Source organism: Duganella sp. BJB1802, from assembly GCF_013369445.1.
Lineage (GTDB): Bacteria > Pseudomonadota > Gammaproteobacteria > Burkholderiales > Burkholderiaceae_D > Rugamonas > Rugamonas vulcania_A.
The window spans coordinates 252,808-265,773 of the sequence record NZ_JABWEF010000007.1 but is presented as its reverse complement, the minus strand read 5'-3'; the positions used below and the strand labels follow the sequence as shown (position 1 = coordinate 265,773).

Annotated in this window: 6 protein-coding genes and 2 pseudogenes; all 8 read right to left on the bottom strand. The window is 67.7% G+C overall.

Annotated elements, in window-relative coordinates; genetic code table 11:
- Nucleotides 1–76 precede the first annotated feature (76 nt).
- The 8 genes and pseudogenes from HUX88_RS13760 to HUX88_RS33270 all read right to left on the bottom strand — a co-directional run bounded on the left by HUX88_RS13760 (nucleotide 77) and on the right by HUX88_RS33270 (nucleotide 12,873).
- On the bottom strand, nucleotides 77–772 hold the full coding sequence (locus tag HUX88_RS13760) for a hypothetical protein (RefSeq protein ID WP_147330534.1): 696 nt from the start codon (nucleotides 770–772) through the stop codon (nucleotides 77–79).
- On the bottom strand, nucleotides 762–1,295 hold the full coding sequence (locus HUX88_RS13755; protein ID WP_176362124.1) for an excisionase family DNA-binding protein: 534 nt from the start codon (nucleotides 1,293–1,295) through the stop codon (nucleotides 762–764). The genes HUX88_RS13760 and HUX88_RS13755 overlap by 11 nt, the downstream gene beginning before the upstream one ends.
- 117 nt (nucleotides 1,296–1,412) lie before the next feature.
- Nucleotides 1,413–7,382: an S-layer family protein gene (locus tag HUX88_RS13750; protein WP_229219333.1), complete on the bottom strand. Its 5,970-nt coding sequence runs from the start codon at nucleotides 7,380–7,382 to the stop codon at nucleotides 1,413–1,415.
- Nucleotides 7,383–7,837: 455 nt separating this feature from the next.
- Nucleotides 7,838–12,091 (bottom strand): beta strand repeat-containing protein, encoded by a 4,254-nt coding sequence (locus tag HUX88_RS32365; protein WP_373886789.1) that lies wholly within the window; start codon nucleotides 12,089–12,091, stop codon nucleotides 7,838–7,840.
- Nucleotides 12,092–12,137: 46 nt separating this feature from the next.
- Nucleotides 12,138–12,185, bottom strand: a pseudogene (locus tag HUX88_RS33275) (hypothetical protein); the annotation flags it as partial.
- 62 nt (nucleotides 12,186–12,247) lie between these two features.
- Nucleotides 12,248–12,460: pseudogene (locus HUX88_RS32355) on the bottom strand (hypothetical protein); the annotation flags it as partial.
- The gene (locus tag HUX88_RS32350; RefSeq protein ID WP_373886795.1) at nucleotides 12,388–12,591 is read right to left on the bottom strand and encodes a hypothetical protein; all 204 of its coding nucleotides are present in this window, start codon (nucleotides 12,589–12,591) and stop codon (nucleotides 12,388–12,390) included. The pseudogene HUX88_RS32355 and the gene HUX88_RS32350, both read right to left, overlap by 73 nt.
- A gap of 198 nt (nucleotides 12,592–12,789) precedes the next feature.
- On the bottom strand, nucleotides 12,790–12,873 hold the full coding sequence (locus HUX88_RS33270; protein WP_373886794.1) for a hypothetical protein: 84 nt from the start codon (nucleotides 12,871–12,873) through the stop codon (nucleotides 12,790–12,792).
- Nucleotides 12,874–12,966 lie beyond the last annotated feature (93 nt).

The following is a 12,966-nucleotide window of genomic DNA, read 5'->3' as shown; positions in this document are numbered from 1 at the left end:
GTTTTTGTGTGGCGCAAACACAGCGCAATTTACCTTGTTGTTCGGCGCCTGCAACGGCCACGGTGCTGTCCCGAAATTAATATATCTCCACATGCCAACGCGAGGAATAGAACTTCGCGGTCTTGTTGGCGCCGTGTGTCATTAAAAGCGACAGCATATCTGCTTGAGTATAGGGCGGAGCGGTCAGATCATTAATGGTTTTCAATAAGGCAGTCTCGACTCTGGCAGGCGCGACCGCATTCAATTTGTCGACGAAGTCTCCGGGAGAAATGACATCTATGCCGATCGCCGCCATTTTCTTGACGGCGAGGTGCTTCAGATTGTTGGACACAATGAACACTTTGTCTGCGGCGCCCTCTTGCTGAGCAAGGATGTGCAGAACCAACGCCGCCGAAGCCACATGAATATCGCCGGCATGCACATTTGGCGGGACCAGGCCTTGGTAGATGGGCTTGTCGTAAAGAAGCACCTCATGCTCCGGCCCTACCGCCGAGCGAAAGCAATGCAGCCGGTGTTCGGCCTTGGCGTTATGTTCCGGGTTCGGCGCAGCGGCTTTGATCGACTTGCTTTTCTTCGCGCCTTCCGCCAAGACAAACGCTCCGAAATTCTTGATGAATTCGCCTTCGATGGCCGCTGTCCAGCGAGGGTGATACAGACCAACCAGGAACAGATCGAAAAGAAGATCGGACAATCGCGGCGGAAGAAGCACGTTGGCGTCCAGGACAGCTAGCGTGCCGCCGCCTGGAGACAGCGGGTGATCATCAACCGGCACGTCGACCGCTCCGCTTGGCGGCCTTCACGTAGGCCTCGTCGGGAACGGCGTACATGCCGGCGTCGGCCGCAGCCTTCCGGTAGTTCGTGTCACCGGCTAAAGCTCCCTTGGCGGCCTGCGTGGTCTCTATCCATCGCAACACCGACGATTTGGGAACTTTTCGATGGCCGCCCTTGGACCTCACTCCGCCGGCCAATTTTTCGGCATCGATCAGCATCGCCACGTACGGCCGGCTGCATTCCATGAGTTGCGCCGCCTCTTCCGTGCTGAGCATCTCTTCGTTGTTGACTTCGGCTGCCGTCGTAACAGAACTCTCGTTCGACACGATGGCCAAATGAATCTGGACGGCCGCCCGCAACGCCTTGGTGGCTTGATCTTGTCCATCGAGCAGCTCGCGCAAAGCCCGTGCAATCAGGTCCGATGCGGCCGGTTGCCCCCAGGCCGCCAATTTGTCGGCCAGGCTGGACGCCATCGTCACCAACGGGTCCGACGCCGGCCGGCGCCGCTTAAGTGTCGCAGTCATACAAGCTCCGTTTCGATTTTTTAGATTAATCGAAAAACGAAAAAGATTCAAGGGTAAAAAAAAACGGCAAGGCCCGCAGGCCTTGCCGTTCTTGCTTACGCTATGAAAGCTGCTTGCTTACTTGGCAGCCAGGAAGCCCTGGTGGTTGCCGCTCTGCAGAGCCTTCAGGCGCAGCGTCTCTTCGCTCGCTGCCGAGTTGGTCGTCGCGGTCAGCTTGTTGTCGTAGCTGCCGATCGCGTCGGCCATCGCCGCCACCGCCGTGTTCACGCTGTTCGGCACTTCCAGCTTGGCCGTGGTGGTGGTCGCTGCCGCCGCCGCGTCAAAGCTCGACATCGCCGAGGCCAGGCCGCTCACCGAGGTGGTCAGGCTGGTCGTGGCCGCGCCGGTCTGGAACCAGACGTCCGCTGCCGCGTGGCTGGCGCCGTCGGCGGTCTCGTAGGTCGAGGTGATGCCGACGATGTTGCCGTTGTTGGCCGAGGCGTTCTGCTTGGCATCCAGGTTCAGCTTGGTGATGCCCAGCGATGCCAGCGATTTCAGCTCGTCGGCCTGGCTGACGCCGTCCGCGTTGCCATCGACCCACACGCGCAGGTCGCCGAACGCGCTGTCCTTGGCATCGATGACGCCGTCGCCGTTGGTGTCGAGCTCGTTCAACGCGGTGTAGCCGTTGGTCGCCTTCTGACCGTTGGCCAGCGTGGTGCCGGAACCGAACAACTCGCCGCCGTCGTTGATGACGCCGTCATGGTTGCGGTCCAGGGCCAGCAGGCCGTCGCCGCCGCCCACCCAGCCGGTGTTGACCTTGGTGCCGTTGGCGTTCAGGTCGAAGTTCACACCGGCCGACAGGCCCAGGGTGGTGATGCCGTCGTTGTTCAGGTCCAGCACGATCGGCGTACCCAGTGGCGAAGGCAGCGCCGCGATCTGGTCGGTCGTCAGGCCCGGTACCTGGGCGCTGGTGATCGCGCAGACTTGCTGGCTGTTCAACGAGTGGATCTGGTCGGTCGTCAGCGCGCGGATCTGGGTGGTGCTCAGGGCCGCGATGGCGTTGGTCTTCAGGCCCGCCAGGTCGGCGGTCTCGATGGCCACGATCTGGTTGGTCGACAGCGCCTTGACCTGGTTGGAGCTCAGCACCGCGACCTGCTGGCTCGACAGCGCGACGATCTGGTCGGTCGTCAGCGCGGCCACCTGGGCGGTCTGCAGGGCGGCGAACACCGAGGTCTTCAGCACGGCAACGTCCTCGGTGCCCAGCGCGGCGATGTCGTTGGTGGTCAGCGAGCTCACCTGGGCCGTGCTCAGCACAGCGACCTGGGTCGTGGTCAGCGCCACCACCTGGTCGGTGCTCAGCGCCGACGACAGGTTGGCGGTGCTCAGGGCCATGACCTGGGCGGTGGTCAGCGCCGCCACCTGGTCGGTGGTCAGCGAGGCCACCTGGGCCGAACGCAGCGTGGCGATGATCGAGGTCTTCAGCGAACCGACATCGGCCGTTTCGATCGCGGCGATGGCGCCGGTGGTCAGCGCGTTGACCTGCGCCGTGCTCAGGGCGCCCAGTTGCAGCGAGGTCATCGCCACCACCTGGTCGGTGGTCAGGCCGGAGGCCAGGTTGGCGGTGCTCATCGCGGCGATCTGGGCGGTGCCCAGCGCGCCGATCTGGTCGGTCGTCAGCGCGGCCACTTCGGCGGTGCGCAGCGCGGCGATGGCGGCGGTTTTCAGCGAACCGATGTCGGCCGTCTCGATGGCGGCGATGGCGGCGGTGCCCATCGTGCTCACCTGCAGGCTGGTCAGCGCGCCGACCTGGCCGGCGGTCAGCGCCACCACCTGGTCGGTGGTCAGCGCGGACGCCTGGTTGGTCGACAGGGCGGCGATGACCGAGGTCTTCAGCGCGCCGATGTCGGCGGTCTCGATCGCGGCCACGGCCTGGGTGCTCAGCGCGGCCACCTGGGCCGAGCTCAGCGCGCCGATCTGCAGCGAGCTCAACGCCACCACCTGGTCGGTGGTCAGCGCCTGCATGCTGGCGGTGGTGATCGCGCTGATCTGGCCGGTGGTCAGGCTGGACAACTGGTCGGTCGTCAGCGAGGCCAGCTGCGCGGTCTTCAGCGAGGCGATGATCGAGGTCTTCAGGCCGACGATGTCGGCCGTGCCGATGGCCGCCACGTCGCCGGTCGTCAGCGCGCCGAACTGGTTGGTGCTCAGGGCGCCCAGTTGCAGCGAGCTCATCGCAACGACCTGGTCGGTGGTCAGGCCGGAGGCCAGGTTGGCGGTGGTCAGCGCGGAGACCTGGGCGGTGCTCAGCGCGGCGATCTGGTCGGTGGTCAGCGCGGCGGTCTGCTGCGTGGTCATGGCGCCGATGGCCGAGGTCTTCAGCGCGCCGAGGTCGGCCGTTTCGATGGCGGCGATCTGGCCGCTGCTCATCGCGCCGATCTGGACGCTGGTGAACGCGCCGATCTGGCCCGAACCCAATGCGACGACCTGGTCGGTGGTCAGCGCCTTGGCCTGGCTGGTCGACAGGCCGGCGATGGCCGAGGTCTTCAGCGCGCCGATGTCGCCGGTTTCAATGGCGGCGATGTCGTTGGTCGACATCGCGGCCACCTGTGCCGAGCTCAGCGCGCCGATCTGCAGCGAGCCCAGTGCCACCACCTGGTCGGTGGTCAGCGCCTGGATGTTGGCGGTGGTGATCGCGGCGACCTGGCCGGTGGTCAGGCTGGACAACTGGTCGGTCGTCAGCGAGGCCAGCTGCGCGGTCTTCAGCGAAGCGATGATCGAGGTCTTCAGGCCGACGATGTCGGCGGTCTCGATGGCCGCGATGTCGCCGGTCGACAGCGCGCCGAACTGGTTGGAGCTCAGGGCGCCGAACTGGGCCGAGCTCATCGCCACGATCTGGTCGGTGGTCAGGCCGGAAGCCAGGTTGGCGGTGGTCAGCGCGCCGACCTGGGCGGTGCTCAGGGCGACGATCTGGTCGGTGGTCAGCGCGGCGGTCTGCTGCGTGGTCATGGCGCCGATGGCCGAGGTCTTCAACGCGCCGAGGTCGGCCGTTTCGATGGCGGCGATCTGGCCGCTGCTCATCGCGCCGATCTGGGCGCTGGTCAGCGCGCCGATCTGGCCCGAGCCCAGCGCGACAACCTGGTCGGTCGTCAGGGCCTTGGCCTGGCTGGTCGACAGGCCGGCGATGGCCGAGGTCTTCAGCGAACCGATGTCGCCGGTTTCAATCGCGGCGATGTCGTTGGTCGACATCGCTGCCACTTGTGCCGAGCTCAGCGCGCCGATCTGCAGCGAGCCCAGCGCGACGATCTGGTCGGTGGTCAGCGCCTGGATGTTGGCGGTGGTGATCGCGCCGATCTGGCCGGTGGTCAGGCTGGACAACTGGTCGGTGGTCAGCGAGGCCAGCTGCGCGGTCTTCAGCGAAGCGATGATCGAGGTCTTCAGGCCGACGATGTCGGCGGTCTGGATGGCCGCGATGTCGCCGGTCGACAGCGCGCCGAACTGGTTGGTGCTCAGGGCGCCCAGCTGGTTCGAGCTCATCGCCACGATCTGGTCGGTGGTCAGGCCGGAGGCCAGGTTGGCGGTGGTCAGCGCGGAGACCTGGGCGGTGCTCAGGGCCACGATCTGGTCGGTGGTCAACGCGGCGGTCTGCTGCGTGGTCATGGCGCCGATGGCCGAGGTCTTCAGCGCGCCGAGGTCGGCCGTTTCGATGGCGGCGATCTGGCCGCTGCTCATCGCGCCGATCTGGGTGCTGGTCAGCGCGCCGATCTGGCCCGAGCCCAATGCGACGATCTGGTCGGTCGTCAGGGCCTTGGCCTGGTTGGTCGACAGGCCGGCGATGGCGGAAGTCTTCAGCGAACCGATGTCGCCGGTTTCAATGGCGGCGATGTCGTTGGTCGACAGCGCGGCCACCTGGGCCGAGCTCAGCGCGCCCACTTGCAGCGAGCCCAGCGCGACGATCTGGTCGGTGGTCAGCGCCTGCATGTTGGCGGTGGTGATGGCGCCGATCTGGTTGGTGGTCAGGCTGGACAACTGGTCGGTGGTCAGCGAGGCCAGCTGCGCGGTCTTGAGCGAGGCGATGATCGAGGTCTTCAGGCCGATGATGTCGGCCGTGCCGATGGCGGCCACGTCGCCGGTCGACAGCGCGCCGAACTGGTTGGTGCTCAGGGCGCCCAGCTGGTTCGAGCTCATCGCGACGACCTGGTCGGTGGTCAGGCCCGAGGCCAGGTTGGCGGTGGTCAGCGCGGAGACCTGGGCGGTGCTCAGCGCGCCGATCTGGTCGGTGGTCAGCGCGGCGGTCTGCTGCGTGGTCATGGCGCCGATGGCGGACGTTTTCAGCGCGCCGATGTCGGCGGTCTCGATGGCGGCGATCTGGCCGCTGCTCATCGCGGCGACCTGGGCGCTGGTCAGCGCGCCGACCTGGCCCGAGCCCAATGCGACGACCTGGTCGGTGGTCAGCGCCTTGGCCTGGTTGGTCGACAGGCCGGCGATGGCCGAGGTCTTCAGCGCGCCGATGTCGGCCGTCTCAATCGCGGCGATGTCGTTGGTCGACATCGCGGCCACCTGGGCCGAGCTCAGCGTGCCCACTTGCAGCGAGCTCAGCGCGACGATCTGGTCGGTGGTCAGCGCCTGCATGTTGGCGGTGGTGATGGAGGCGATCTGGTTGGTGGTCAGGCTGCTCAGCTGGTCGGTGGTCAGCGAGGCCAACTGCGCGGTCTTCAGCGAAGCGATGATCGAGGTCTTCAGGCCGACGATGTCGGCCGTGCCGATGGCGGCCACGTCGCCGGTCGTCAGCGCGCCGAACTGGGCGGTGCTGAGCGCGCCCAGCTGGTTGGAGTTCAGTGCGACGACCTGGTCGGTGGTCAGGCCCGAGGCCAGGTTGGCGGTGGTCAGCGAGGCGATCTGGGCGGTGCTGAGCGCGCCGATCTGGTCGGTGGTCAGCGCGGCGGTCTGCTGCGTGGTCATGGCGCCGATGGCCGAGGTCTTCAGCGCGCCGATGTCGGCGGTTTCGATGGCGGCGATCTGGCCGCTGCTCATCGCGGCGACCTGGGCGCTGGTGAGCGCGCCGACCTGGGCCGACGCCAACGCGACGATCTGGTCGGTGGTCAGGGCCTTGGCCTGGTTGACCGACAGGCCGGCGATGGCGGCGCTCTTGAGCGCGCCGATGTCGGCCGTTTCAATGGCGGCGATGTCGTTGGTCGACAGCGCGGCCACCTGGGCCGAGCTCAGCGCGCTCACTTGCAGCGAGCTCAGCGACACGATCTGGTCGGTGGTCAGCGCCTGCAGGTTGGCGGTGGTGATGGCGGCGATCTGGCTGGTGGTCAGGTTGGACAGCTGGTCGGTGGTCAGCGCCGCCAGCTGGGCGGTCTTGAGCGTGGCGATGATGCTGGTCTTGAGCGCGACCAGGTCGGCCGTCTCGATGGCGGCCACGGCGTTGGTGCCCAGGGCGTTGAACTGGTTGCTGCTCAACTGCGACAGCTGGTTCGCGCTCATCGCGACCACCTGGTTGGTGGTCAGGCCGGACGCCAGGTCGTTGGTGCTCAGCGCGGCCACCTGGCCGGTGGTCAGGCTGGTGATCTGGTCGGTGCTCAGCGAGGTGAACTGGGCGGTGGTCAGCGCGGCGATGGCGGAGGTCTTGATGGCGACCAGGTCGGCCGACCCCAGCGCGGTGACGGCGCCGGTGCTCAGGCCCATCACCTGGGTGCTGGTCAGCGCGCCGGCCTGGGCGGTGGTCAGCGCGACGATCTGGTCGGTCGTGACCGCGGCCATCTGGCTGGTGCTGATGCCGGCGATGGTGGCGGTGCGCAGCGCGGCGAAGTCGGCCGTTTCGAGCGCGACGATCGAGTCGGTGGCCAGCGCGTTGAACTGCGCGGAGTTCAGCACGCCGACCTGGGTGGCGGTCAGCGCGACCACCTGGTCGGTGGTCAGGCCCACCGTCAATTGCTTGGTGGTCAGGGCGGAGATCTGGATGGTGGTCAGCGCGGCGGTCTGGTCCGTCGTGAGCGCGCGGGTCTGAGCCGAACTGAGCGCAACAATATCGGAAGTCGCGAGCGCAGCAATTGTTTGGGTCGACAGAGCTGCGATCTGGTCGGTACTCATGCTTGTTACGAGGCTCATTTCCATTCTCCTTGGGGCGCTGCACAGTTCTAGACGGACGAAGGTTGGAGCCCACAGGGACCATTCCCCCGGCTCCAACATCAAATTGGGTGTTACTTGCGATTTTGCTACGGAATTGCTTGAGTTAAACGCGAGAAAAGCGCTGGACTTTAGTTCTTAACGTCAATATCCAAGCCAACTTTAGGATACCAGCCCTAGGATTTTTCCTACCGTTAACATTTTTATTGCTTGGCACCATCACATAGTCTGGGTTAATCGGCGACGGCAAGCCCTGCGGCGGCAGCCGTCCTGAACGTACAAAGCGACAAATTTACTGACGGCATTAAAATTTTTTGTTTACTACACGCAACGCGTATCGACATCACAACACTTGCATTTCGCTACGAAAAACCGGGTCCAGAGGGCAAAACGGCAGGGCCTAAGCCCTGCCGTTCCTGCCTTACTGCTGTGTGGTCTTACTTGGCCGGCGAGGCCAGGAAGCCGTGTCCGCCCTGCGATTGCAGCGCTTTGAGGCGCAGCTCGCTGTCGGTGGCGGCCTGGGTCTCGGCGCCCAGCGGCTTGTCGCTGAACTGCTTGATGGCGTCGGCCATCTGCGCGACGTTGCTGCCGACCGCGCCAGGCAGGTCCAGCTTGGCGGTGGCCGGCGCCGCCGCGGCGTTGCCGGCGAAGCTGGCCAGCGCCTGGGCCAGGCCGCTGACGCTGCCGCTGACGCTGGCGGTCGGCGTGGTGGCGAACCACACGTCGGCCGCGGCGTGGGTGGCGCCGTCGGCGGTCTCGAAGGTCGAGCTCAGACCCAGGATGTTGCCGTTGTTGACCGCGCCGTCCTGCTTGACGTCCAGGTTCAGCTTGGTGATGCCCAGCGCCTGCAGCGACTTGAGCTCGTCGGCCTGGCTGACGCCGTCGGCGTTGCCGTCGACCCAGACGCGCAGGTCGGCGAAGGCGGCGTCCTTGGCGTCGATCACGCCGTCGCCGTTGGTGTCCAGTTCGGCCATGGCCTGGTAGCCGGTGGTCGCCTTCTGGCCGTTGGCCAGCGTGGTGCCCGAACCGAACAGCTCGCCGCCGTCGTTGATCACGCCGTCGTGGTTGCGGTCCAGCGCCAGCAGGCCGTCGCCGCCGGCGGTCCAGCCGGTGTTGACCTTGTGGCCGTTGGCCAGCAGGTCGAACTGCACGCCCTGGCCCAGTGCGGTGGTCTGCACGCCGTCGCCGTTCAGGTCCAGCACGATCGGGGTCGTGAAGGACAGCGCCGGCACCTGGCTGGTGGTGAAGGCGTGGGTCTGGTCGCTGCTCATCGCGTGCAGCTGCATCGACGTCAGCGCGTGCACCTGGTTGGTGGTCAGCGAGGAGATCTCGGTGGTGCGCAGGCTGGCGATCTGACGGGTGGTCAGCGCGGCGATCGCGGTGGTGCTCAGCGCCACCAGGTCGGCGGTGTCGAGCGCGGCCAGGGCGTTGGTCGACAGGCCCGCCACTTGCGCGGTGGTCAGCGCCGCGACCTGGGTCGAGGTCAGCGCCACACCCTGGTCGGAGCTCAGCACGCCCAGCTGGGCGGCGGTCAGCGCGGCGATCTCGGTGGTCGAGAAGGCGGCCACGCTGGAGGTCGCCAGCGCGGCGACGTTGCGGGTCGACAGCGCGGTCACCTGCTGTGCGCTCAGCGAGACGGCCTGGCTGGTGGTCAGCGCGCCGATCTGGCTGGTGGACAGGCCGCTGGCGAAGGCGGCGGTCGACAGCGCGGCGATCTGCGCGGTCGTCAGCACGCTGACCTGGGTGGTGCTCAGGCCAGCCAGCTGGTTGGTGCGCAGCGCGGCCATGTCGGCGGTGGACAGGCCGGCCAGGTCGGCGGTCTCGATCGCGCCGATGCTGGTGGAGCTCAGCGACACCACTTGCGCGGTGCTCAGCGCGGCCACCTGGGCCGAGGTCAGGGCCACCACCTGGTTGGTGCTCAGGGCGCCGATGCCGCCGGTGCTCAGCGCGGCGACCGAGGCGGTCGCCAGCGAGGTCACCTGGCCGGTGGTCAGCGCCGACACCTGGGCGGTGCTCAGGGCGGCGATGGACGCCACCTTGAAGGCCGACAGGTCGGCCGTTTCCAGCGCGGCGATGTCGTTGGTGCTCAGCGCGGCCACTTGCGCGGTGCTCAGCGCGGCGGCTTGGTTGGTGGTCAGCGCCACGACCTGGTTGGTGGTCAGGGCCTTGACCTGGTTGACGCTCAGCGCGGCGATCGCGTTGGTCGACAGCGCGGCGAAGTCCGAGGTTTCCAGCGCGGCCACGCCGTTGGTGGTCAGGCCGGCCACTTGCGCGGCGCTCAGCACGCTGGCCTGGCCGGTGGTCAGGGCGACGATCTGGTTGGTGCTCAGGCCGGACACGGCGGCGGTGGTCAGCGCGACGATCTGGTTGGTGCTCAGCGCGCCCACCTGGTCGGTGGTCAGGCCGGCCAGCTGGTTGCTGCGCAGCGCGGCGATGTCGCCGGTCGACAGGCCGGCCAGGTCGGCGGTCTGGATGGCGCCGATGGCGTTGCTCGACAGGGCGGCCACTTGCGCGGTGCCCAGGCTGTTGATCTGGTTCGAGCTCAGCGCGACGACCTGGTTGGTGCTCAGCACCGAGATGGCGGCCGTGCTCAGCGCGGCGATCGAGGCGGTGGCCAGCGAGGCGACCTGGCCGGTGGTCAGCGCCGACACCTGCGCGGTGCTCAGGATGGCGATGGCGGCCAGCTTGATCGCCGACAGGTCGGCCGTTTCCATGGCGGCGATGTCGTTGGTCGACAGCGCGGCCACTTGGGCGGTGCCCAGCGCGGCGGCTTCGTTGGTGGTCAGGGCGACAACCTGGTTGGTGGTCAGGGCCTTGACCTGGTTGGCGCTCAGCGCGGCGATGGCGTTGGTCGACAGCGCGGCGAAGTCGTTGGTCGACAGCGCGGCCACGCCGTTGGTGGACAGGCCGGCGGCCTGGGCGGCGGTCAGCACGCTGGCCTGGCCGGTGGTCAGGGCGACGATCTGGTTGGTGCTCAGCGAACCGATTTGTGCCGAGCTCAGCGCGGCAAACTGGTTGGTCGACAGCGCGCCCACCTGGTCGGTGGTCAGGCCGGCCAGCTGGCTGGTGCGCAGCGCGGCGATGTCGTTGGTCGACAGGCCCGACAGGTCGGCGGTCTCGATCGCGCCGATGCTGTTGGCGGTCAGCGCGGCCACTTGCGCGGTGCTCAGGCTGGCGATCTGGCCCGAGGTCAGCGCGACGACCTGGTTGGTGCCCAGGGCGGCGATGCCGCCGGTGCTCAGCGCGGCGATCGAGGCGGTCGCCAGCGAATTCACCTGGCCGGTGGTCAGCGCGGCCACTTGCGCGGTGGTCAGCGCGGCGATGGCGGCGGTCTTGACGGCCGACAGGTCGGCCGTTTCCATGGCGGCGATGGCGTTGGTGCTCAGGGCTGCCACTTGCGCGGTGCTCAGCGCGGCGGCTTCGCCGGTGGTCAGCGCCACCACTTGCGCGGTGGTCAGGGCCTTGACCTGGTTGACGCTCAGCGCCACAACAGCGTTGGTCGACAGCGCGGCGAAGTCGTTGGTCGACAGCGCGGCGATGGCGTTGGTGGTCAGCGCGGCCACCTGGGCGGTGCTCAGCACGCTGGCCTGGCCGGTGGTCAGGGCGACGATCTGGTTGGTGGTCAGGCCGGACACGGCGGCGGTGGTCAGCGCGACGATCTGGTTGGTCGACAGCGCGCCCACCTGGTCGGTGGTCAGGCCGGCCAGCTGGTTGCTGCGCAGCGCGGCGATGTCATTGGTGCTCAGGCCGGCCAGGTCGGCGGTCTGGATCGCGCCGATGGCGTTGCTCGACAGGGCGGCCACTTGCGCGGTGCCCAGGCTGTTGATCTGGTTCGAGCTCAGCGCGACGATCTGGTTGGTGCTCAGCGCGCCGATGGCGGCCGTGCTCAGCGCGGCGATCGAGGCGGTGGCCAGCGAGGCGACCTGGCCGGTGGTCAGGGCCGACACTTGCGCGGTGCTCAGGATAGCGATGGAAGCCACCTTGATCGCCGACAGGTCGGCCGTTTCCAGCGCGGCGATGTCGTTGGTCGACAGCGCGGCCACTTGCGCGGTGCCCAGCGCGGCGGCTTCATTGGTGGTCAGCGCCACGATCTGGTTGGTGGTCAGTGCCTTGACCTGGTTGGCGCTCAGCGCGGCGATGGCGTTGGTCGACAAGGCGGCGAAGTCGTTGGTCTCCAGCGCGGCCACGCCGTTGGTGCTCAGGCCGGCGGCCTGGGCGGCGGTCAGCGCGCTGGCCTGGCCGGTGGTCAGGGCGACGATCTGGTTGGTGCTCAGGGCGCCGACTTGCGCCGAGCTCAGTGCGGCGAACTGGTTGGTCGACAACGCGGCGACCTGGTCGGTGGTCAGGCCGGCCAGCTGGCCGGTGCGCAGCGCGGCGATGTCGTTGGTCGACAGGCCCGACAGGTCGGCGGTCTCGATCGCGCCGATGCTGTTGGCGCTCAGCGCGGCCACTTGCGCGGTGCTCAGGCTGGCGATCTGGCCCGAGGTCAGCGCGACGACCTGGTTGGTGCCCAGGGCGGCGATGCCGCCGGTGCTCAGCGCGGCGATCGAGGCGGTGGCCAGCGAATTCACCCGGCCGGTGGTCAGCGCGGCCACTTGCGCGGTGGTCAGCGCGGCGATGGCGGTGGTCTTGACGGCCGACAGGTCGGCCGTTTCCATGGCGGCGATGGCGTTGGTGCTCAGGGCTGCCACTTTGCGCGGTGCTCAGCGCGGCGGCTTCGCCGGTGGTCAGCGCCACCACTTGCGCGGTGGTCAGGGCCTTGACCTGGTTGACGCTCAGCGCCACAACAGCGTTGGTCGACAGCGCGGCGAAGTCGTTGGTCGACAGCGCGGCGATGGCGTTGGTGGTCAGCGCGGCACCTGGGCGGTGCTCAGCACGCTGGCCTGGCCGGTGGTCAGGCGACGATCTGGTTGGTGGTCAGGCGACACGGCGGCGGTGGTCAGCGCGACGATCTGGTTGGTCGACAGCGCGCCCACCTGGTCGGTGGTCAGGCCGGCCAGCTGGTTGCTGCGCAGCGCGGCGATGTCATTGGTCGACAGGCCGGCCAGGTCGGCGGTCTGGATCGCGCCGATGGCGTTGCTCGACAGGGCCGCCACTTGCGCGGTGCCCAGGCTGTTGATCTGGTCGAGCTCAGGGCGACGATCTGGTTGGTGCTCAGCGCGCCGATGGCGGCCGTGCTCAGCGCGGCGATCGAGGCGGTGGCCAGCGAGGCGACCTGGCCGGTGGTCAGCGCGCTTACGCGCGGTGCTCAGGATGGCGATGGCGGCCACCTTGATGGCCGACAGGTCGGCCGTTTCCAGCGCGGCGATGTCGTTGGTGCTCAGCGCGGCCACTTGCGTGCCCAGCGCGGCGGCTTCGTTGGTGGTCAGCGCGACAACCTGGTTGGTGGTCAGGGCCTGACCTGGTTGGCGCTCAGCGCGGCGATCGCGTTGGTCGACAGCGCGGCGAAGTCGTTGGTCGACAGCGCGGCCACGCCATTGGTGGACAGGCCGGCGGCCTGGGCGGCGGTCAGCACGCTGGCCTGGCCGGTGGTCAGGGCGACGATCTGGGTTGGTGCTCAGGGCGC

Excerpts from the sequence above, each read along its gene's own strand:
- HUX88_RS13755 (WP_176362124.1), bottom strand. The coding sequence starts at position 1,295 with ATGACTGCGACACTTAAGCGGCGCCGGCCGGCGTCGGACCCGTTGGTG.
- HUX88_RS13750 (WP_229219333.1), bottom strand. The coding sequence starts at position 7,382 with ATGAGCCTCGTAACAAGCATGAGTACCGACCAGATCGCAGCTCTGTCG.